The sequence below is a fragment of the Sphingomonas yunnanensis genome (genome assembly GCF_019898765.1).
Classification (GTDB): Bacteria; Pseudomonadota; Alphaproteobacteria; order Sphingomonadales; family Sphingomonadaceae; genus Sphingomonas; species Sphingomonas yunnanensis.
In genome coordinates, this window is sequence record NZ_JAIOKB010000001.1 from 123266 (window position 1) to 145029 (window position 21764).

Genomic DNA, 21764 nt, shown 5'->3' on the forward strand with positions numbered 1-21764 from the left:
GCAATCGTGCGTGTCGTCCCCGCAGGCGTGTGCGTGCAGTTAACCGCGATCGTAGAGCCGGCGGCAGTGATGCTCGGCGTAGTCATGCGGCGGGCCATTCTCGGCCGAAGGGTAACGTCGATGACCTTGGACCCGCTCGTCACACCGCCGTTCACCGCCGACTTATCGGCGCGCGCACCTGCCTTCGTCCGGGCGCCGCGGCTGGTGTCCGGCTCGCCGCTGGCCGCGCCGAGCCGCTCCGAGCTGCTGCGCCAACAGATCGCCGCGGCGCGGGAGCGCGTGCGGGCGCACTGAGGGGATGGGCTCCGAAGCTGGCGACTGCCGCGCCGGATAGGCGCGAATGGAGCGGACACATCGCGTAACAGTCGTTCCGGCCGCGGCGAGGGTTAGCCGCCGCGCCCCTTTCCGACATCCCCGCGGAGGCGGGGATGTGGACGCGCCGACGTCTCGGCTCCATCGCTAACGTCAGCGTGTCTGGATTCCTGCCTCCGCAGGAACGACGGAAGCGGGATGGGCGGAGGCGTCGAGCCCCCCGCCCGCACGCCCATGTTCCTCAACCCGGTCCCGGGTAGGCGCCTAGCAGGCTCTCAGCCTAGCCGATCGACTCGATCACCGCCGCGCGCAGCTCGGCGATCCCCATCCCGGTCTCGCTCGCCGTCGTGAGGATCTGCGGGTGCGCCGCGGGGCGTTTGCGCGCTTCCTCCCGGGTGCGCGCGAGCACCTCGGCGAGATCCGTCGCCTTCACCTTGTCCGCCTTGGTCAACACCAGGCGATAGCTCACCGCGGCCTTGTCGAGCATCGCGAGTACCTCGCGGTCGACCTCCTTGATGCCGTGGCGGCTGTCGATCAGCACCAGCGTGCGCTTGAGCGCCTGCCGCCCGCGCAGATAATCGTTGACGAGGAAGCGCCACTTCTTGACGATATCCTTGGGCGCCTTGGCGAAGCCGTAGCCCGGCATGTCGACCAGCCGGAACACCGCCGGCGCGCCGACGTCGAAGAAGTTGAGCTCCTGCGTCCGCCCCGGCGTCACCGAGGTGCGTGCCAGCGCCTTGCGGCCGACCAACGCGTTGAGCAGCGACGATTTGCCGACGTTCGAGCGCCCCGCGAACGCGACCTCGGGCATCTCCGCCGGCGGCAAATATTCGAGCGCGGGCGCGGACTTCAGGAACTCCACCGGGCCGGCGAAGCGCTTGCGCGCCGCCTCGATCAGCTCGTCGTCGAAGCCGGCGCCGTCCTCGCTCACTTGGCCGGCGCCTGCTTGAGCTGCGGGTGGCGGCTGTAGAGCCACTTCTGCTGCGCGATCGAGATGCAGTTGGTGGTGATCCAGTAGATCTGCAGCCCGACCGCGAACGGTGCCATCACGAACATCAGCACCCAGGGCAGGATCGCGAAGACCTGCTTCTGCGCGTCGTCCATCGGCGCCGGGTTGAGCCGGAACTGGAAGAACATCGAGATGCCCAGCAGCACCGGCACCACGCCGATCGCGAGGAAGTGCGGAAGGGTGATCGGGATATAGCCGAACAGGTTGAGGATCGTCGCCGGGTCGGGCGCGGAGAGGTCCTTGATCCACAGCGCGAACGGCTGGTGGCGCATCTCGATCGTCAGCAGCAGCGCCTTGTACAGCGCGTAGAAGATCGGGATCTGGATGAAGGTCGGCAGGCAGCCCGCCAGCGGGTTGACCTTCTCCGCCTTGTACAGCGCCATGATCTCCTGCTGCTGGCGCGGCTTATCGTCCTTGTAGCGCTCCTGGATCGCCTTCATCTTGGGCTGGAGCGCGCGCATCGCCGCCATGCTGGCGAACTGGCGCTGCGCGATCGGGAAGACGAGCAGCCGGATCGTCAGCGTGAGGATGATTATCGCGACGCCGAAATTGCCGATCAGCCGGAACAGCAGGTCGAGGTAGTAGAAGATCGGCTTCTCGACGAGGCGGAACCAGCCCCAGTCGATCGCATAGTCGAGCTTCGTCACCGCACCCGTGTCGGTGTAGCGGTCGAGCAGCTTCACTTCCTTGGCGCCGGCGAACAGCTTGGCGGTCTGACTCAGCTGGCGGCCGGGCGGCAGCAGCTGCGGCGCGGTGGTGAAATCGGCCTGGTAGCTCTGGTTCGGCCCGGCACGGAACTGGCCGTCGAACGCGCGGCCCTGGTCGGGTACCATCGCGGCGAGCCAATATTTGTCGGTGAAGCCGAGCCAGCCGCCGTTGCTGGTGAAGCGCGCCGGCCCAGAGGCGAGGTCCTTGAAATTGGGGTTGTAGTGCGCCGCGCCGTTGTTGACCGACATCGGTCCGGTGTGGATCGTCCAGCTGTCCGGGTCCTTCGACACGCCGATACGGTTGACGAGGCCGTAGGCCGCGACCGGCACCGCGCCGCCGCCGGCGTTGGCCACGGTCTGCTTGACCGTGAAGAGATAATCGTTGTCGACCGCCAGCTCGATCGCGAAGCGCTGCCCCTGCGCGTTGCTCGCGGTGAGCGTCACCGGCTTGCCCGGGGTGAGCGTCGGCGCGGAGGTGGTCCATACCGCGTCGGCGGCGGGCGGCCGCAGCCCCTCGTCGCGCCAGCCGAACGCGGCGAAATAGGCGTCCTGCGTGCCCGCCGGGGAGAACAGGCGGATCGGCGGTGAATCCTTGGCGACCGTCTCGCTGTAGCGGGTCAGCACCAGATCATCGATCCGTGCGCCCTTGAGGTTGATCGAGCCCTTGAGCGCAGGCGTCTCGATGCGGACGCGCGGGCTCTCCGCCAGCACCTTCGCGCGGTCGCGCAGCGCGGCGGGCGAGTCGGCGGTGGGATCGGCGCCCGGCTGCGGCAGCGCGCGCGACTTGCCCTGCTCGACCTTGGTCGCGGGCGGGTTCGCCGACGGGAAGAAGCGGCTCTGCACCAGCGGCCATCCGAACAGGATGAGCGCGGCGATCACCGCGAACAGCACGAAGTTCTTGCTCTCGTCCTTCACAGGCGTCCCAAGCTTTCCTTATGGCACCGGATCATGGCCGTGCCCGCCCCAGGGGTGACAGCGCGCGATCCGCCGCACCGCCAGCCACCCGCCCTTGACCGCGCCATAGCGGCCAAGCGCCTCAATTGCATAGGCGGAACATGACGGTTGGAAGCGACATGAGGGCGGCAGCACCAGCGACGGCCCCAGCTGCCAGCCGCGCGCCACCCAGATCAGCGCGCGCGCGATCACTTGCGTGTCTTCGCCAGCGCGCGGGCGAGATCGGCGCCGAGCTGCGCCCAGTCGCGATCGGTCGCGGCGAGTCGGCCGATCAGCACGTGGTCGGCGCCCGCCGTCCCGTGGCTGGGCAGGACCTCGCGCGCCAGCGCGCGGAAGCGCCGCTTGATGCGGTTGCGCACCACCGCGTTGCCCACCTTCTTGGTGACGGTGATGCCGAGCCGCATGGTCGCGTCGCCGTCGTCGCGCCCCTTTACCAGAAGCACGAAGCCGGGCATCGGCGCGCGACGCCCGGTATTGGCGGCCAGATAGTCCGACCGCTTCGTCATCCGGCCCACAGCCATTCGTGGCTCCGGACCGGCGGAGCGCTCGATTACGCCGACAGCTTCTTGCGGCCGCGCGCGCGACGCGCCCGGATCACCGACCGGCCGCCGACCGTGGCCATCCGCGCGCGGAAGCCGTGACGGCGGGCGCGCACCAGATTGCTCGGCTGAAAGGTCCGCTTCATGAGTCATTTCCCGAATTCGAATGGCAAAGGGCCGCCACGCGGACGGCCCGAATGATCGGGGCCGCTAAGCGAACGGCGCGTGAAAGTCAACGCGCGCGGGGCGCGGAGGCTTGATCGGCCACGCTGGGTCAGCATGGACGGCGCCGTGACGTTGACAAGCCGGAGCTCGGCACGGTCTGCGTCAGCTTCATGGTCGCGATCGTCTCCACACTCGCGTATCTGGGGCTCGAGGCGCGCGCCGTCGAGGTGCAGGTGCAGCTCATCCCCGGCCTGCCCGCCTTCAACCTCGTCGGCCTCGCCGACAAGGCGGTGGGGGAGAGCCGCGAGCGCGTGCGCGGCGCGATCGCCGCGATGGGCCTGTCGCTCCCGCCCAAGCGGATCGCGGTCAATCTCTCGCCCGCCGACCTGCCCAAGGAAGGGTCGCACTTCGATTTGCCGATCGCGCTGGCGCTGCTCGCCGCGATGGGGTTGATCGACGGCGGAGCGCTGGAACGCTACGTCGTCGTCGGCGAGCTCGGGCTCGACGGGCGCTTGGCGCCCTCGCCGGGCGTCCTGCTCGCCGCGCTCCACGCGGGCGCCGCGGGCAGGGGGCTGATCTGCCCCGCGGCGCAGGGCAGCGAGGCGGCCTGGGCGGGCCAGCTCGAGGTGATCGCCGCGCCCGATCTCATCGCTTTGCTCAACCATCTGAAAGGGCGCCAGCTGCTCGCGGCGCCGCGCCCGGGCGAGGTGATCGAGCGGCGCGACGGCCCCGACCTGCGCCAGGTGCGCGGGCAGGAGACCGCCAAGCGCGCGCTCGAGGTCGCCGCCGCGGGCGCGCACAACCTTCTGTTCGTCGGCCCGCCCGGCGCGGGCAAGTCGCTGATGGCGGCGTGCCTGCCCGGCATCCTGCCGCCGCTCGACTCGGCCGAGGCGCTGGAGGTGTCGATGGTCCAGTCGGTCGCGGGGACGCTCGCGGGCGGCGCGCTGACGCGCGTGCGCCCGTTCCGCGCCCCGCACCATTCGGCGAGCATCGCGGCGCTGACCGGCGGCGGGCTGCGCGTGCGGCCGGGCGAGGTGAGCCTCGCGCACGACGGCGTGCTATTCCTCGACGAACTGCCCGAGTTCCAGCGCGCGGTGCTCGACTCGCTGCGCCAGCCGCTCGAGAGCGGTACCGTCAGCATCGCCCGCGCCAACGCGCACGTGACCTATCCCGCCCGGGTGCAGCTGGTAGCGGCGATGAACCCCTGCCGCTGCGGCCATCTCGGCGATCCCACGCTGTCGTGCGGGCGCGCGCCGCGCTGCGCCGTCGACTATCAGGCGCGGGTCTCCGGCCCGCTGCTCGACCGTATCGACCTGCACGTCGAGGTCGCCGCATTGACCGCGCTCGAGCTGGCGCTGCCGCCCGCCGCGGAAGGCTCGGCCGAGGTCGGCGCGCGGGTGGCCACCGCGCGCCAGGTGCAGCGCGAGCGGCTCGCGGGCACTGCGCTGCGCACCAACGCGGAGCTGGACGGCGACCTGCTCGACCGTTTCGCCACACCCGACGACCCCGGCCGCGCGCTGCTGGTCGAGGCGGCCACGACGCTGCGGCTATCCGCGCGCGGCTATACCCGTGTGCTGCGGACGAGCCGCACGATCGCCGACCTGGCTGGGTCCGATCCGGTTCGCCGCGCGCATGTCGCCGAGGCGCTGAGCTATCGTCGGCGCCCGGCGGTGGGACAAGCGATCGCGTCCTAGTACGTAAGGTAACCGGCGAAGCGACTCACACGTCGTCGAAGCGCTCGACCTTCCGCGCCGGACCGTCGCCCGCGGGCGCGCGCGCCGGCTCGACCGCGACCGGCTCGAGCGGGTCCAAACCGCCCTCCCACTTCGCGATCACCGCGCTCGCCACCGCGTTGCCGATCACGTTGGTGGCGGTGCGCCCCATGTCGAGGAAATGGTCGATCGCGAGGATCAGCAGCAGCCCCGCCTCGGGCAGCTTGAACATCGGCAGCGTCGCCGCGATCACCACCAGGCTGGCGCGCGGCACCCCCGCGATGCCCTTGCTGGTGACCATCAGCACCAACAGCATCGTCACCATCTGCCCCAGCGACATGTCGATGCCGTACGCCTGGGCGATGAACAGCGACGCGAAGGTCATGTAGATCATCGAGCCGTCGAGGTTGAACGAATAGCCGAGCGGCAGCACGAAGCTGGCGATCCGCGGCGGCACGCCGAAGCGATCGAGCGCCTCGAGCATGCGCGGATAGGCCGCCTCCGACGAGGCGGTGGAGAAGGCCACCAGCAGCGGCTCGCGCACGTGGCGGATCAGCGCGCCGATGCGCGGGCCCAGAAACAGGAAGCCGATCCCCAGCAGCGCCGCCCACAGCACCAGGAGGGTGAGATAGAAACTGCCCATGAAATAGGCGAGCTGGCCGATCACGTCGGGGCCGCGCTCCGTCAGCGTGCCCGCGACGGCGGCGAACACCGCGACCGGTGCGACGCGCATGACATAGTCGGTCACCTGCAGCATGACGTGCACCAGCGCGTCGATCGCGCGCACCAGCGGCGCGGCCTTGTCGCCCACCGCGGTGATCGCGACGCCGACGAAGACCGACATGACGACGATCTGGAGGATCTCGTTCTTGGCCATCGCGTCGACCATCGAGGACGGCACGATGTGGGTGAAGAAGTCCTTGAGGTTGAACGCCGCGGTCTCCAGCCCGCTGGTCCCGCTCGCCGCCGGCAGCGCCAGCCCGACCCCGACGCCGGGCTGGAGCAGGTTGACCATGATCAGCCCGAGCGTGAGCGACAGCAGGCTGGCCGAGAGGAACCAGGCGAGGCTGCGCGCGCCGATCCGGCCGAGCGCGCGCGTGTCGCCCATCTGCGCGATGCCCGAGACCAGCGTCGCGAACACCAGCGGCGCGATGATCATCTTGATCAGTCGCAGGAACAAGGTGGTGATGATCGAGAAATAGCCGGCGACCTCGGTGGCGCGCCCCGCGCCCGCCGGCGTGCCGTCGTCGAGCCACACGTTGAGCACGAGGCCCAGCACGAGGCCGAGCGCGAGCCCGACGAGGATGTAGAGGGTCAGCCTTTTGGCCATTCGTCGCTCCGGTTGACTGCGCGCGCGAGGGAAGGAGATTGCGGGCACTCGGTCAAGCGCCCTAGTGCCGGTGCATGACGACGCGAAGCCCCTATCGCCCCGCCCGCCGTGACGTGTTGGCGGGCGGCGCCGCGCTGCTCGCCGCAGCGGGCGCCGTCCCGTCCGACGCGGCCGCCGCGGCGGTGCGCGCCGCCGCGCCTGATCTCGCTGCGCTGCGCGACCTCACCGCCGGCACGCGCCCGATCGACGCCGCCGAGCGCGCCGCTCGGCTGGCGCGGGCGCAGGCGTTGATGCGCGCGCACGGGATCGGCGCGGTGCTGGTCGAGCCGGGATCGAGCCTGATCTATTTCACCGGCGTGCGCTGGGGACGCAGCGAGCGGCTCACCGCGGCGATCCTGCCGGTCGAGGGCGAGCCGTGTATCGTCACGCCTTTCTTCGAGGAACCGTCGGTGCGGCAGACGCTGGCGGTGCCCGCCGAGGTGCGCGTGTGGCAGGAAGACCAAGACCCGCTCGCGACCGTCGCCGGCTTCCTGCGCGATCGCGGGCTGGCGGGGCACCCGGTCGGCGTCGAGGAGAGCGTGCGCTACTTCGTCCACGCCGGGCTGATGCGCGACCTGCCGGGGGCACGGTTGGTGAGCGCCGACCCGGTCGTGCGCGGTTGCCGCATGATCAAGACCGCGGCGGAGATCGCGCTGATGCAGCGCGCCACCGACGTGACGCTCGCGGCCTATCGCTGGACCTACCCGCGGGTCGAGCAGGGCATGACCGGCCAACAGATCGGCGCGCTCATGAAGGCCGCGACCGAGAAGCTCGGCGGCGAGCCCGAGTTCGCGCTGGCGCTGATCGGCCCCGCCGCGGCGCTGCCGCACGGCAGCCGCGAGGTGATCCGGGTCACCGACGGGCAGGTGGTGCTGATGGACTGCGGCTGCACCGTCCAGGGCTATCAGTCCGACGTGTCGCGCACCTGGGTGCATGGCAGCGCCTCGGCCGAGCAGCGGCGCGTGTGGGACCAGGTGAGAGCGGCGCAGGCGCTCGCGTTCCGCACCGCGCGCGTCGGCGTCGCGGCGGGCGCGGTCGACGACGCCGTGCGCGGCTATTACGAGCCGCTCGGCTACGGCCCGGGCTACCGCCTGCCCGGCCTGTCCCATCGCACCGGGCATGGCATCGGCATGGACGGGCACGAGCCAGTCAACCTCGTCCGCGGCGAGACCACCCGGCTCGCGCCCGGCATGTGCTTCTCGGACGAGCCCGGCCTGTACCTGCCCGGGAAGTTCGGCGTGCGGCTGGAGGACTGCTTCCACGTCACCGCCGACGGCCCGCGCTGGTTCAGCGAGCCGCCCGAAACGATCGAGCGGCCCGTCTGAGGCGTCAGGCGGCGGCGGGCGCGCCGGCGGCGCGGCGGCGCCGGATCGCGGCGCCCGCGAGACCGAAGCCGAGCACCATCATCGCCCAGGTCGAGGGCTCGGGCACGGCGGCACCGAAGGGCGTGTAATCGTAGGTGAGCGTATAGCGCACGCTGCCGCAGAGATCGTCGTCCGCGGGCACGGGCGTGCCGCCGAAGCCGAGCTGGCAGGAGCGCGACAGATGGGTCAGCGCGCCGCCGGCCGGCACGCCGGTGACCGTCGTGTCGCCCGGCGGGGGCGTCGTGAAGCCCAGGTCGAAGCCGTTGAAATAGACGCGCTGCGAGCCGATGAAGTAGCTCGTGTCGAGCGTCGCCGACCCGGTGCCGCTGCCGGAGACCTCGAAAAAGCCGACGTCGACGCCCTGGGCCGGCGAGAGCGCGACGGCGCTGCTGCCGCTGCCGACGATCGGGACCAGCAGCGGCGCCGCGAGACCGTTGCCGAGCAGCTGCCAATTGCCGTTCACCGACCAGTCGAGCGCGACCGGCGACGCCGTGCCGGAGGGAGCGCGCAGCAGCCACGAGCGGAACTTCGTCACGCTCACGTCGAGCGTCACCTTGTTCAAGGTACCCAATGTGGCATCGAAGCGGGGGATGCCCAGCAACACCGCCTCGCTGTCGGTGGCAACGATCGTCGCCGCCGAGGCACCCAGCGGCGCGAGCGCAGCACCGGCCGCTGCGGCGAGAAGCCACTTCCGTACGTTCATGTCGTGAAAACCCCCTGCTCCTGTATACGGACCTTTAATCGTTAACCTTGAATTCACAAAGAGCCTCGCTTTGTCCCAAAGCGGGATGAGGCCGGAGCGTTGCCGCTTTGCAACGCCCGAGGCTAGGCAGCGCCGCCCGGGGCGATTAAGTCACCCCGCCATGAGCTCGACCAGCACCACCTCCACCAACGACCTCCGCCGCTCGTTCCTCGACTATTTCGGCGGGACCGGGCATCGCATCGTTCCCTCGGCGCCGTTGGTGCCGCAGAACGACCCGACGCTGATGTTCGTCAACGCGGGCATGGTGCCGTTCAAGAACGTCTTCACCGGGCTGGAGACCCGGCCCTACACCACGGCGACCAGCGCGCAGAAATGCGTCCGGGCCGGCGGCAAGCACAATGATCTCGACAATGTCGGCTATACCGCGCGCCACCACACCTTCTTCGAGATGCTCGGCAATTTCTCGTTCGGCGACTATTTCAAGGAGCAGGCGATCACGCACGCGTGGACGCTGCTGACCAAGGAATGGGGGCTGCCGGCCGACAAGTTGACCGCCACCGTCTTCCACACCGACGATCAGGCGTTCGAGCTGTGGAAGAAGATCGCCGGCCTGCCCGACCACCGTATCATCCGCATCCCCACCAAGGACAATTTCTGGGCGATGGGATCGGACGGGCCCTGTGGGCCGTGCTCCGAGATCTTCTTCGACCACGGCGAGCATATCCCGGGCGGGCCGCCGGGATCGCCCGACGAGGACGGCGACCGGTTCGTCGAGATCTGGAACCTCGTCTTCATGCAGTTCGTGCAGGAGGCCGACGCGATCGTCGGCGACCTGCCGCGCCCCTCGATCGACACCGGCATGGGGCTGGAGCGCGTCGCGGCGGTCATGCAGGGCGTCCATGACAATTACGACACGGACACGTTCAAGGCGCTGATCGCCGCCTCGGGCGCGCTGACCCACACCGCCACCACCGGCAACAATCAGGCGAGCCACCGCGTCATCGCCGATCACCTGCGCTGCTCGGGATTCCTCGTCGCCGACGGCGTGCTGCCCGCCAACGAAGGGCGCGGCTATGTCCTGCGCCGCATCATGCGCCGCGCGATGCGCCACGCGCACCTGCTCGGCGCCAAGGAGCCGCTGATGCACCGGCTGGTGCCCGCGCTCGTCGCCGAGATGGGGGCGGCCTATCCCGAGCTGGTGCGCGCGCAGCCGCTGATCGAGGCGACGCTCCAGCAGGAAGAGACCCGTTTCCGCCAGACGCTGGAGAAGGGCCTGCGCCTGCTCGACGACGCCACCGGCGGGATGCGGCCGGGCGACACGCTCGCGGGCGAGACCGCGTTCAAGCTCTACGACACGTTCGGTTTCCCCTACGACCTCACGGAGGACGCGCTGCGCGCGCAGGGCTATCGCGTCGACCGTGCCGGCTTCGACGCCGCGATGGCCGAGCAGAAGCGTGCCGCGCGCGCGGCGTGGAAGGGATCGGGCGCCAAGGCCTCGGACGAACTATGGTTCGACCTCGCCGACCAGTTCGGCGCGACCGAGTTCACCGGCTATGCCAGCGAGAGTGGCGAGGGCGTCTTGCTCGCATTGGTCAAGGACGGGGCACGGGTCGAGCGCGCCGCCGCGGGCGACCAGGTCGACGTGATCGTCAACCAGACGCCTTTCTACGGCGAGAGTGGCGGCCAGGTCGGCGACGCGGGCACGCTCGCGACCGAAGCGGGCACCAGCGCGCGGGTCACCGACACGTCGAAGCAGCTCGGCAAGCTCTGGGTCCACCACGCCAATCTCGTTTCGGGCGAGCTGACGGTCGGCGACACGGTGCGGCTGACGGTCGATCACGCGCGCCGCGGCGCGATCCGCGCCAACCACTCCGCCACCCACCTGCTGCACGAGGCGCTGCGCCAGCGGCTGGGCACGCATGTCGCGCAGAAGGGCTCGCTGGTCGCACCCGAGCGGCTGCGCTTCGATGTCTCGCACTCCACCGCGATGACGCCGGGCGAGCTCGCCGATGCCGAGGCCGCGGTCAACGCGCAGATCCGCGGCAATGGCGCGGTCGAGACGCGTTTGATGACGCCCGACGACGCGATCGCGATGGGCGCGATGGCATTGTTCGGCGAGAAATACGGCGACGAGGTCCGCGTCGTGTCGATGGGCCGCGAGGCGGACGGCGCGACCTACTCGATCGAGCTGTGCGGCGGCACGCATGTCGGCGCGCTCGGCGATATCGGCCTGTTGAAGATCGTCGGCGAGAGCGCGGTGTCGAGCGGCGTCCGCCGCGTCGAGGCGCTGACCGGCGAGGCGGCGCGCGCTTACCTGAGCGCGCGCGACGAGACGCTGCGCGCGGTGGCGGCGACGCTGCGCACCACGCCCGACGAGGTGCCCGGTCGTGTCAGCGCGCTGCTGGACGATCGACGTCGGCTCGAGCGCGATCTCGCCGAGGCGAAGAAGGCACTCGCGCTCGGCGGTGGTGCGGGCGCCGCACCCGCCGGGCCCGATCAGGTCGGCGACGTCGCCTTCGTGGGCCAGGTCCTCGACGGCTTCGACGCCAAGGGCCTGCGCGGCGCGGTCGACGAGGCCAAGCAGCGCCTCGGCTCGGGCGTGGCGGCGGTGATCGCGGTCAATGACGGGCGCGCCTCGGTCGCGGTCGGGGTGACGGAGGATCTGGTGGCGCGCTACAACGCGGTCGAGCTTCTGCGCCGCGCGGTCGCCGCGCTGGGTGGGCAGGGCGGCGGCGGTCGCCCCGACATGGCGCAGGGCGGCGGGCCGGATGGGACCAAGGCCGCGGAGGCGCTCGCCGCGATTCGCGCGACGCTGGAAGGGGCGACCGCCGCCGCGTGAGGGCGGTCGTGTTCCTGCGAACGCAGGAACCCAGGGCCGCGAGCGTGTCGTCTGCCGCATCTGGGCTCCCGCGTGCGCAGGAGTACGGCGCGTCGATCGGGGGTGAGCTGCTCCTCATCTGAGCTGCCACCCCGGCGCGATCCGGGGTCCAGTCGGGATGGACGGAGTGGCTGCACGCGATGTCTCCCCTCTGGACCCCAGCGTTCGCCGGGGTGATGGAGGAGCGGGGACGGCGCTCCACCTTCGTCGCCACCGCCCGGATTGTCTCCGCCGTCACCTTCTGCTGTATCGTCGCGCGATGAACCGTAGCTTCGCCGCGAGTCTGCTCGCGCTCGCCGCCGCCGCGCTGGCGGGTATCGCTCCCGCCGCCGCGCGCCAGCTCACCATCGACGACGTCACGATGCTGAGCCGCGTCGGCGCGCCTGCCCTGTCCGACGACGGCCACTGGCTCGTCTGGGCGCAGCGCGAGACCGACCTCGACGCCGATCGTGGCCGCTACGACCTGTGGCGGCTCGATCTGGCTCGCGCCGGCGCCACACCCGAGAAGCTCGCCTCCGACCCCAAGCTGGACGAGAACGATCCGCAGATCGTCGGCACCACCGTCTTCTTCAGCGCCGACGACGCGATCTGGTCGGTGCCCGTCACCGGGGGCACCCCGCGCCGGCTCACTGACTTCAGGGGCGGCTTCGGCGGGTTCAAGGTCGCGCCCACCGGCGACAGGCTCGTGGTCTGGGCCGACCGCAACCCCGGCGCGCCCACGCTCGAGCCGCCGATGGTGAAGCGCCGCGCCGACGCCGGCGCGGGGCGCACCTATGACCAGCTCTTCGTGCGTCACTGGGACAGCTGGGCGGACGGCACCCGCTCGCAGCTGTTCGTCCTGCCGCTCAGCGCGCAAGGCGCGCGCGGCAACGGGCGCTCGGTGATGGGCGGGCTGGTCGGCGACACGCCGTCCAAGCCGTTCGGCGGCGGCGAGGAAGTGAGCTGGAGCCCGGACGGTCGCACGCTCTATTTCGCGCTGCGCGAGGCGGGGCGGATCGAGCCGCTGTCGACCAACCTGGATGTCTTCCAGGTACCCGCCGACGCCAGCACGGCGCCGACCAACCTCACCGCCGCCAACCGCGCCACCGACACCCAGCCGAGCGTCTCCCCCGACGGCCGCACGCTCGCCTATATCGCGATGCGGCGGCCCGGCTATGAGGCCGATCGCTACGTGCTCACGCTCCGCGACCTCGCCACCGGTCGCTCGACCTCGCTGACCGAGCGCTGGGACCGCTCGGTCGGGTCGCTGCGCTGGGCGCCCGACTCGCGCTCGCTCTACGTCACCGCCGAGGACACGCAGGAGAACCCTCTGTGGCGCGTCGATGCCGCGAGTGGGCAGGTCACGCGGCTGACCGAGCAGGGCAATGTCGCCGCGGTGGCGGTCGGCGCGCGCGGCGCGGTGGTGGCGATGAACAGCCTCACCGCGCCCGACGACTTCTACCGCGTGGCGCCGGGCCGCGCGGCCCAGCGGCTCACCAGCGTCAACGCCGCCAGGCTCGCGGGCATCGACATGCCATCGGTGGAGCGCTTCAGCTTCAAGGGCGCCAACGACGACACCGTCTGGGGCTATGCGGTGCGGCCGGCGGGCAGCACCGGGAAGCTGCCGATCGCTTACATGGTCCACGGCGGGCCGCAGGGATCGAGCAACAACAGCTGGTCGTATCGCTGGAACCCGGCGGTGTTCGCCGGCGCAGGCTACGCGCTGGTGGCGGTCGATTTCCACGGCTCGACCGGTTATGGCCAAGCCTTCACCGACGCGATCCGCAACAATTGGGGCGGCTGGCCGCTCGAGGACCTGCAGAAGGGGCTCGCCGCCGCGACCGCGAGGTTCGACTGGATGGACGGTGGCAACGCCTGCGCGCTCGGCGCGAGCTACGGCGGCTATATGATGAACTGGATCGAGGGGCGCTGGCCCGATCGGTTCAAGTGTATCGTCCAGCATGACGGCGTCTTCGACGCGCGCTCCATGGCGTACGAGACCGAGGAACTGTGGTTCGACGAGTGGGAACATGGCGGCAAGGCCTATTTCCAGGACCCGCAGGCGTTCGAGAAGTGGAACCCGGTCAATTATGTCGATCGCTGGAAGACGCCGCAGCTGGTGATCACCGGCGAGAAGGACTTCCGTATCCCGTACACGCAGGGGCTGGCCGCGTTCACCGCGTTGCAGCGGCGTGAGGTCCCGTCGCGGCTGCTCGTCTTTCCCGCCGAGAACCATTGGGTGCTCAAGCCCAAGGATTCGCGGCAATGGTATCGCGAGGTGATCGGCTGGATGAACCGTTGGACCGCGCGCGCGGCGCGGTGAGGTAGGCTGAGGGCGGAACGTGCCGGGTTAACCTGGGTTGGTGTAGCACCTGCCAGGAGAGCCGACGATGTATGCTGCCCCGATCCGCTACCGCCCCGATCTCGAGCAGGTGAAGCCGGACGAGGCGGAGACGGTTGCGCAGCTCAACGCGACGTTCGACCGGATCCTCGCGACCACGCACGAGGATTACGGCCATGCCGTTCGCGCCGTTCATGCCAAAGCACACGGCGTTCTCGAGGGGACTCTGACGATCGACGCCGACCTGCCGCCCGAGCTGGCGCAGGGGCTGTTCGCCACGCCGGGAGAACACCGCGTGATGATGCGGCTCTCGACCAATCCCGGCGACATCCTCGACGACGCCATCTCGCTGCCGCGCGGGCTGGCGATCAAGGTGTTCGACGTCGACGGTGAGCGGCTCCCCGGCGCGGAAGGACGCACGCAGGACTTCGTCATGGTCAATAGCAAGGTGTTTCAGGCGAAGGACGCGGACAAGTTCCTCGGCAGCCTCAAGCTGCTCGCGCCGACCACCGACGCGATCGAGGGCGGCAAGAAGGTGCTGTCCGCGGTGCTGCGCGGCGTGCGCAGCGCGATCGGCTCGGTCGGCCTCGAGAGCCCGGCGATCAACTCGCTCGGCGGCGCGCCCAACGTCGATCCGGTCGGCGAGACCTATTACAGCGTGACGCCGTTCCGCTACGGCGACCACGTCGCCAAGTTCAGCCTGCGGCCGATCGCGCCGGGACTGCGCGCGCGCAAGGGTGACATCATCGACACTGACGGCGACCGCGACGCGATCCGCCGCACCGTGCAGGAGGACCTGCGCGACACCGACGGCGAGTGGGAGTTCCGCGTCCAGCTCGCGCGCGACGAGGCGCATCAGCCGATCGAGGATCCCACCGTCGAGTGGGACGAGGAGGAGGCGCCGTTCCATCGCGTCGGCGTGATCCGCACCAGGGCGCAGGACAGCTGGGACCCCGCACGGGTCGAGCAGGTCAACGAGCAGATGCGCTTCAGTGTGTGGACAGGGCTGGCCGCGCACCAGCCGCTGGGCAACATCAACCGCGCGCGCCGCGACACGTATCGCCATTCGGCCGAGTTCCGCACGCGGGCGAATGGCTGTCCGATCCACGAGCCGGCGTGATCGCAAGGAAGTAGCATTTCCTTAATCTCGCGCAATTAACGTAATTTCCTCAGGCGATCGAGGATTTGTTCGTGCGCGAGAGTCCGCTGTGGGACGCGATCAAGCGATCGCAGCTGGTGATCGAGTTCACGCCAGACGGCACGATCACCTGGGTGAACGAGCGCTTCCTCAAGGCGATGGGCTATGCCGCGCGCGAGGTGGAGGGACAGCATCATCGCACCTTGTGCCCGGCCGCTTTCGCCGCCTCAAGCGACTATGCCGCGCTGTGGCGCGCGCTGGCGGAGGGCAAGCACCAGAGCGGGCTGTTCGAGCGCGTCGCGCGCGACGGCACCGCGGTCTGGCTGCGCGCGGTCTATACCCCGATCACGCGGGAGGACGGCACCGTCGAGCGCATCGTCAAGTTTGCCAGCGACGTCACCGCCGAGGTCAACCTCGCCGACGAGGTCGAGCTGCGCCTGCGGGAGAGCCAGCGCTATCGCGGCGAGGCCGAGGTCGATCGCGGCAAGATGGAGGCGCTCGTCGAGCGGCTCGCCGGCGTCGTCGACGCGATCGCGGGCATCGCGGCGCAGACCAACCTGCTCGCGCTCAACGCCTCGATCGAGGCGGCACGCGCGGGCGATGCCGGGCGCGGCTTCGCGGTGGTCGCGGCCGAGGTGAAGAAATTGGCGGGCGACACGCAGGCGGCGACGCTGCGCGCGCGGCAGATGATCGCTGGGTAGCGCGGAGCGTCGCGAACGTCTGATCTACCGAAGTTGAAGCGTGCTCCGGCGGACGCCGGAGCCCAGGATCTGGGGAGCGACGTTCGTGGCTCTGGGCTCCTGCTTGCGCAGGAGCCCGTTGGGGCGTCGGACAAGGCCGATCAAACCTTGGACGACCGTCTGCGATCCCGGATCGCTACCGCCGCCGGATCAGCCCCTCCTGCGCCACGCTCGCCACCAGACGGCCGTCGCGCGCGTAGATCGCCCCGCGGTTGAAGCCGCGTCCGCTGCCCGCCCAGGGACTGTCCGCCGCGTACAGCAGCCACTCGTCGGCGCGCACCGGCGCATGCAGCCACAGCGCATGGTCGAGGCTCGCGGTCTGCATACCCGGCGTAGTCCAACTCACGCCGTGTGGCAGCATGGCGGTGCTGAGCAGCGCGGTGTCGCTGGCATAGGCCAGGACCGCGCGATGCACCGCGGCGTCCTCACCCAGCGGCGCCACCGCGCGGAACCAGCTGTGCTGCACCGCCTCGCGCGGCGCGGGGTCGGTCCAGCGCCGCGGCGCGACCGGGCGGAACTCGATCGGGCGCTCGCGCAGCAGCGACTCGCGCCAGCGTTCCGGGATCGTCTCGCGCTGCTCGATCCGCCACTCGCGCTCGCTCCGCAGCGTCTCGGGCGCGGGCACGTCGGGCATCGTCGCCTGATGATGGAAGCCGCCCTCGTCGCGCTGAAACGAGGCGGTGAGCGTCAGGATCGGCCGCTCGTCCTGCGACGCGACCACCCGCCGGGTGGCGAAGCTCGCGCCGTCGAAGTCGCGGGCGACGCGATAGTCGATCGACGCCGACTCCGATCCGGGCCGCATGAAGTAGGCGTGGAGCGAGTGCGCGGCGCGGCCGTCGACGGTACGCTGCGCCGCCTGGAGCGCCTGTGCCACCACCTGTCCCCCGAACACGCGCCCGACCCCGTCGGTCGAGCGCCGCCCGCGGAACAGATCGACGTCGATCGCGACGACGTCGAGCAGATCGACGAGGTCGGCGACGCGCGCCGCGGGCGTGGTCTTCGCCACCGCCGGGTTCAATAGCCGGCCGCGCGCGCGAGCCGATCGGCGTGGTAATGCGCGTCGCCGAACATCTCGGCGAGCACGCGCGCGCGCTTCGTGTAGAAGCCGACGTCATATTCGTCCGTCATGCCGATGCCGCCATGCATCTGCACGCTCTCCTGCACCGACAAGGTCGTCGCGAGCCCGGTCATGGCCTTGGCGACCGAGACCGCCTCGTCGGCGGCGTCACTGCCGGCGTCGAGCAGTTGCTGTGCGCGCAACACCGCGGCGCGCGCCACCTCCATCTCGCTGTAGAGATGCGCGGCGCGGTGCTGGAGCGCCTGGAAGCTGCCGATCGGCACGCCGAACTGCTTGCGCTGCTTGAGATAGCCGATCGTCATGTCCATCGCGCCCGCGCCGACGCCGACCAGCTCGGCGGCCACGCCGGTGCGCCCGGCGCGCAGCGCGCGGTCGAGCACCGCGCGGCCGCCGTCGACCTCGCCCAGCACCGCGTCGGCGTCGACCGTCACGTCCTCCAGCGTCAACCGCGCGGCGACGCTCGAGTCGGTGAGGCGCTCGGGCGTGGCGGTCAGTCCGGCGGCGTCGCGCGGCACGGCGAAGAGCGTCACGCCGTCCGCCTCATCCTCGCCGCCGGCGGTGCGCGCGGCGACGATCAGCACGTCGGCGACATGACCGTGCGTGACGAACTGCTTGGCGCCGGAGAGACGGAAGCCGTTGCCGGCACGCTCTGCACGCAGCGCGACGCGGTCGCGGTGCTTGGCGCCCTCGTCGACCGCGAGCGCGGCGACGGTCTCGCCCGCGAGGATGCCGGGATACCAGCGCTCTGCCTGCGCGCTGCCGCGCAAGGCCTCCACCGCCGCGACCGCGGTGGTGAGGAAGGGCGAGGGTGAGAGGTTGCGCCCGATCTCCTCGAGCACCACGCCCGCCTCGACATGGCCGAGCCCGAGCCCGCCCTGGTCCTCGCCGATCAGGATGCCGGTGAAGCCCATCTCGGCGAACTGCTTCCACAGGTCGCGCGAGAAGCCGGCGGGGTCGTTCGAGTCACGTATGCTACGCAGGTGCGCGACGGGGGCGTGCTCGGCGACGAAGTCCTTGGCGGTGTCGCGCAGCATCGTCTGTTCGTCGTTGAGGTACAGCGGCATGGTCTCATTCCCGTGTTCGGCGCAAGCCGGAACCCAGGGTTCCAGGCGCGCCGCTTGATGGCCCTGGGCTCCTGCGTTCGCAGGAGCACGGACCCGGCCTAGGCCCCCGGCAGCTCGAGGATCCTTTTGGCGACGATGTTGAGCTGGATCTCGCTCGTCCCGCCCTCGATCGAGTTGGCCTTGGTGCGCAGCCACGCCCGCGCGCCCGCACCGCCGCGCGAGCGCTCGCTCTCCCACTCGAGCGCGTCCGAGCCGCCCGCGGCCATCATCAGCTCGTGGCGCGCCTTGTTCAGCTCGGTACCGACATATTTCATCATGCTCGGCTGCGCGGGATGCGCCCTCCCGGCCTTGAGCTCGTCGATGAACCGCTCGGACATCGCCGCGAACGCCTTGGCGCGTACCTCGAACAGCGCGATCTGCGCGCGCAGCAGCGGGTCGGCGAGGCGCCCGTCGTGGTCGCGCCCGACCGTCGCGATCGCGCCCTCGACCAGCGGGTTACGCCCGCCGCTCGCCAGCCCCATGCCGCTGATCATCTCGCGCTCGTGGCCGAGGAGATATTTAGCGACGTCCCAGCCCTTGTTCTCGTCGTGGATGCGGTTGGCCTTGGGCACCTTCACGTCGTCGAAGAAGGTCTCGCAGAAGGGCGAATAGCCGCTGATCAGCAGGATCGGCTTGGTCGAGACGCCGGGCGAGTCCATGTCGAACAGCACGAAGCTGATCCCGCCCTGCTTCGATTCCCTGCTGGTCCGCACCAGGCAGAAGATCCAGTCGGCCTTGTCGGCGTAGCTGGTCCACACCTTCTGGCCGTTGACGATATAATGGTCGCCGGCGTCCTCGGCGCTGGCGGCGAGCCCGGCCAGGTCTGAGCCGGCGTTGGGCTCGGAATAGCCCTGGCACCAGCGGATCTCGCCGCACGCGATCTTGGGGAGATGCTCGCGCTTCTGTTCCTCGGTGCCATATCTGAGCAGCGCCGGCCCGAGCATCGAGATGCCGAAGGAGTTGAGCGGGTTGCGCGCGCGGATCGCGGCCATCTCCTCGCGCAGGATCTTGGTCTCGGCGGGGGAGAGGCCGCCGCCGCCATAGTCTTTCGGCCAGTCGGGCACAGTCCAGCCGCGCTCGGCCATCAGCTTGAGCCAGCGCGCCTGCGGCGGGTTCGAGGCGGGGTCGTAGCGTCGACCGCCCCAGCAGACGTCCGTGTCCGCGCGCACCGGCTCGCGCATCTCGGGCGGGCAGTTCTCGGCGAGCCAAACGCGGGTCTCGGTGCGGAAGGTGTCGAGGTCGGTCATGACTGGGTCCTCGCGGGTGAGGTGATGGGGTCGGCGGGAGCGGCGACAGGAGCGAGGTCGCTCGCCCCAGTCACTGCCGTCATCCCGGACTTGTTCCGTGTACGCGCCTTGGATCGCCCGCGCTGAGCCAAGATCGTGTATGGGGGACACGATCTCGCGCGTACACCGCGGCGCCGCGTACTCAGGTGCGGCGGTGCTTGCGGGACGGTGGATCCTGAAACGAGTTCAGGATGACGGAAGTGGGTGGGGAGGGCGCCTATGCCGCCGCCGCCGTTGGCCGACATCCTCCCAAGACGCTCCGGCCGCCTGCGATGGCGCCCCGTCACTTGATCGAACCCTCGCGCAGGCTCCGCGCCACCGCGAAGCCGTGCTTCTCCAGGCCGGCGACGACCTTGTCATATCCCTCGGTCCGCGCCCAGAACATCGGGCCGCCGCGGTAGACCGGCCAGCCGTAGCCGTAGATCCACACCACATCGACGTCGGACGCGCGCTGCGCCTTGCCCTCCTCCAGGATCAGCGCGCCCTCGTTGACCATCGGGTAGAGCGTGCGCTCGACGATCTCCTCGTCGGTGACGTGATGCTGCGGCGTGCCGGTCTTCTCGCGCCACTCCTGGATGATCTCGGCGACCCGCGGCGAGGGGGTGGGGGTGCGCTTCTCGTCGTAATCGTAGAAGCCTGCCTGGCGTTTCTGGCCCCAGCGGCCCTCGGCGGCGAGCGCGTCGCGGACGTTCTCGATCCGGCTCGGGTCGCGGTGCCAGCCGATGTCGACGCCGGCGAGATCGGCCATCTGGAACGGACCCATCGGCATACCGAACTCGGTGTGGACGCGATCGATCTGCTCGGGCGAGGCGCCCTCCAGCAGCAGCTTGTTGGCCTCGACCTGGCGCGGCATCAGCATGCGGTTGCCGATGAAGCCGTAGGTGACGCCCGCCACCACCGCGACCTTGCGGATGCGCTTGGCCAGCGCCATCACCGTCGCGAGCACGTCGGGCGCGGTCCGCGCGCCGCGCACCACCTCCAGCAGCTTCATCACGTTGGCGGGCGAGAAGAAGTGCAGGCCGAGCACGTCCTGCGGCCGCGTCGTGCAGGCGGCGATCGCGTCAATGTCGAGGTAGGAGGTGTTCGAAGCGAGGATTGCGCCCGGCTTGGCGATGGCGTCGAGACGCGTGAAGATCTCCTGCTTCACCTCCATATTCTCGTACACCGCCTCGATGATGAGGTCGCAGTCGGCGAGCGAGTCGAAGTCGAGCGTCGGCGTCAAAGCCGCCATCGCCGCCCCGACCTGCTCGGGCTTCATCCGTCCCTTGGCCGCGGTCGCCTCGTAATTCCTGCGGATGACGCCGGTGCCACGGTCGAGTGCTTCCTGCGCGGTCTCGACGATCGTCACGGGGAGGCCGGCCGAGAGGAAGTTCATCGCGATGCCGCCGCCCATCGTGCCCGCGCCGATCACGCCGACCCGCGCGATCGGGCGCAGCGCGATGTCGGCCGGAACGTCGTCGATCTTGGCCGCCTGACGCTCGGCGAAGAAGATATGGCGCTGCGCCGCCGACTGGGTGCCGGTCATCAGCCGCATGAACGCCTGCCGCTCATAGGCGAGCCCCTCGGCGAACGGCAGTTCGGTCGCCTTGACGACGCAGTCGATGTTGGCGGCGGGCGCGTCGAAGCCGCGGAAGCGTCGGGCGTTCTCTTTCTGGAAGGCGGCGACCGCCGCGGGGTCGGGCGCGACGGTCTTCTCGGCGGCGCGCGGGATCGGCCGCGTCGCCTTGATCTCGTCGGCGAAGGCGAGCGCGTCGGCGGCGAGGCTGTCCTCGCCGACGATGCGGTCGATCAGTCCCGCCTCCTGGGCGCGCCGGGCCGAGATCGGCTCGCCCTTGGCGGTCAACTCGAGCGCCAGCGTCACCCCGGCGAGCCGCGGTAGCCGCTGCGTGCCGCCCGCCCCCGGCAGCAGGCCGAGCTTGACCTCGGGCGTGCCGATCTTGGCCGAGGGCACCGCGACACGATAATGGCAGCCGAGCGCGACCTCGCAGCCGCCGCCCAGCGCGGTGCCGTGGATCGCCGCGACCACCGGCTTGCCGCACGCCTCGATCATGTCGACGAGCACCGGCAGCATCGGCTCGACCGGCGGCTTGCCGAACTCGGTGATGTCCGCTCCCGCGAAGAAGGTGCGGCCATCACAGCGGATCACCATCGCCGCGATCGACTGGTCCGCCGCGCCCTCCTTGATCGCTGCCTCCAGCCCGATCCGCACCGCGGCGCCCAGCGCGTTCACCGGCGGGTTGTCGGAGACGATGACGAGCACGTCGCCGTGGCGCTCGGTGCGGATCGGGGAAGAGGCGGTCATGCGTGGATGCTCCTGCGACGGCAGTGTTGGTGTTTGTCGGAATGGGTCATTGAAGGGGCGGTAGCACGCGATCTCGCGTCACACC

At 70.4% G+C, this 21764-nt stretch carries 18 protein-coding genes; 7 read left to right on the forward strand and 11 right to left on the reverse strand.

Going from position 1 to position 21764, the window contains the following annotated elements; translation table 11 throughout:
- Window positions 1–6 precede the first annotated feature (6 nt).
- Window positions 7–294: a hypothetical protein gene (locus K7957_RS00530; RefSeq protein WP_223010070.1), complete on the forward strand. Its 288-nt coding sequence runs from the start codon at window positions 7–9 to the stop codon at window positions 292–294.
- Between the two features lie 298 nt (window positions 295–592).
- Here the strand turns inward: K7957_RS00530 and yihA are convergent, their stop codons facing one another.
- The 5 genes from yihA to rpmH are packed head-to-tail and all read right to left on the reverse strand — an operon-like array spanning window position 593 to window position 3667.
- The gene (gene yihA, locus K7957_RS00535) at window positions 593–1243 is read right to left on the reverse strand and encodes a ribosome biogenesis GTP-binding protein YihA/YsxC (RefSeq protein ID WP_223010071.1); all 651 of its coding nucleotides are present in this window, start codon (window positions 1241–1243) and stop codon (window positions 593–595) included.
- Window positions 1240–2943, reverse strand: a complete 1704-nt coding sequence (gene yidC / locus K7957_RS00540; protein WP_223010072.1) for a membrane protein insertase YidC — start codon at window positions 2941–2943, stop codon at window positions 1240–1242. Before yidC ends, yihA begins: the two co-directional genes overlap by 4 nt.
- Window positions 2944–2961: 18 nt before the next feature.
- Window positions 2962–3174, reverse strand: coding sequence for a membrane protein insertion efficiency factor YidD (yidD, locus tag K7957_RS00545; RefSeq protein ID WP_223010073.1), 213 nt, complete (start codon window positions 3172–3174; stop codon window positions 2962–2964).
- Window positions 3171–3488 carry a ribonuclease P protein component gene (rnpA, locus tag K7957_RS00550; RefSeq protein ID WP_223010074.1) on the reverse strand — a complete coding sequence of 106 codons (318 nt, stop codon included), beginning with the start codon at window positions 3486–3488 and terminating at the stop codon, window positions 3171–3173. The genes yidD and rnpA overlap by 4 nt, the downstream gene beginning before the upstream one ends.
- A gap of 44 nt (window positions 3489–3532) precedes the next feature.
- Window positions 3533–3667, reverse strand: coding sequence for a 50S ribosomal protein L34 (rpmH, locus tag K7957_RS00555; protein ID WP_076743215.1), 135 nt, complete (start codon window positions 3665–3667; stop codon window positions 3533–3535).
- A 189-nt stretch (window positions 3668–3856) separates the two neighbouring features.
- Between rpmH and K7957_RS00560 the strand changes: the two genes are divergently transcribed.
- The gene (locus tag K7957_RS00560) at window positions 3857–5380 is read left to right on the forward strand and encodes a YifB family Mg chelatase-like AAA ATPase (protein WP_223010075.1); all 1524 of its coding nucleotides are present in this window, start codon (window positions 3857–3859) and stop codon (window positions 5378–5380) included.
- A 25-nt stretch (window positions 5381–5405) separates the two neighbouring features.
- On the opposite strand, the gene K7957_RS00565 is transcribed toward K7957_RS00560, so the two are convergent.
- Window positions 5406–6728 carry a dicarboxylate/amino acid:cation symporter gene (locus K7957_RS00565; protein ID WP_223010076.1) on the reverse strand — a complete coding sequence of 441 codons (1323 nt, stop codon included), beginning with the start codon at window positions 6726–6728 and terminating at the stop codon, window positions 5406–5408.
- Window positions 6729–6802: 74 nt separating this feature from the next.
- Between K7957_RS00565 and K7957_RS00570 the strand changes: the two genes are divergently transcribed.
- Complete coding sequence (locus K7957_RS00570) at window positions 6803–8092, forward strand: M24 family metallopeptidase (protein WP_223010077.1); 1290 nt, start codon at window positions 6803–6805, stop codon at window positions 8090–8092.
- Window positions 8093–8096: 4 nt separating this feature from the next.
- Here the strand turns inward: K7957_RS00570 and K7957_RS20205 are convergent, their stop codons facing one another.
- Complete coding sequence (locus tag K7957_RS20205; protein ID WP_246616593.1) at window positions 8097–8834, reverse strand: choice-of-anchor E domain-containing protein; 738 nt, start codon at window positions 8832–8834, stop codon at window positions 8097–8099.
- Between the two features lie 160 nt (window positions 8835–8994).
- On the opposite strand from K7957_RS20205, the gene alaS reads away from it, so the two are divergent.
- The 4 genes from alaS to K7957_RS20500 all read left to right on the forward strand — a co-directional run bounded on the left by alaS (window position 8995) and on the right by K7957_RS20500 (window position 15871).
- On the forward strand, window positions 8995–11673 hold the full coding sequence (gene alaS / locus K7957_RS00580) for an alanine--tRNA ligase (RefSeq protein ID WP_223010078.1): 2679 nt from the start codon (window positions 8995–8997) through the stop codon (window positions 11671–11673).
- Window positions 11674–11971: 298 nt separating this feature from the next.
- Window positions 11972–14014 carry a S9 family peptidase gene (locus tag K7957_RS00585; protein WP_223010079.1) on the forward strand — a complete coding sequence of 681 codons (2043 nt, stop codon included), beginning with the start codon at window positions 11972–11974 and terminating at the stop codon, window positions 14012–14014.
- A 67-nt stretch (window positions 14015–14081) separates the two neighbouring features.
- Window positions 14082–15152, forward strand: a complete 1071-nt coding sequence (locus K7957_RS00590) for a catalase family protein (RefSeq protein ID WP_223010080.1) — start codon at window positions 14082–14084, stop codon at window positions 15150–15152.
- A gap of 71 nt (window positions 15153–15223) precedes the next feature.
- Window positions 15224–15871 carry a methyl-accepting chemotaxis protein gene (locus K7957_RS20500; protein WP_343228253.1) on the forward strand — a complete coding sequence of 216 codons (648 nt, stop codon included), beginning with the start codon at window positions 15224–15226 and terminating at the stop codon, window positions 15869–15871.
- A gap of 175 nt (window positions 15872–16046) precedes the next feature.
- Here K7957_RS20500 and K7957_RS00600 read toward each other — a convergent pair whose 3' ends face one another.
- The 4 genes from K7957_RS00600 to K7957_RS00615 all read right to left on the reverse strand — a co-directional run bounded on the left by K7957_RS00600 (window position 16047) and on the right by K7957_RS00615 (window position 21679).
- Window positions 16047–16916 (reverse strand): acyl-CoA thioesterase, encoded by an 870-nt coding sequence (locus tag K7957_RS00600; RefSeq protein WP_223010081.1) that lies wholly within the window; start codon window positions 16914–16916, stop codon window positions 16047–16049.
- Window positions 16917–16924: 8 nt separating this feature from the next.
- Window positions 16925–18052, reverse strand: coding sequence for an acyl-CoA dehydrogenase family protein (locus tag K7957_RS00605; protein ID WP_223010082.1), 1128 nt, complete (start codon window positions 18050–18052; stop codon window positions 16925–16927).
- A gap of 98 nt (window positions 18053–18150) precedes the next feature.
- Window positions 18151–19338 (reverse strand): acyl-CoA dehydrogenase family protein, encoded by a 1188-nt coding sequence (locus K7957_RS00610; RefSeq protein ID WP_223010083.1) that lies wholly within the window; start codon window positions 19336–19338, stop codon window positions 18151–18153.
- A 322-nt stretch (window positions 19339–19660) separates the two neighbouring features.
- Entirely contained in the window at window positions 19661–21679 is a 2019-nt protein-coding gene (locus K7957_RS00615; protein WP_223010084.1) for a 3-hydroxyacyl-CoA dehydrogenase NAD-binding domain-containing protein, read from the reverse strand.
- Window positions 21680–21764: the final 85 nt, after the last annotated feature.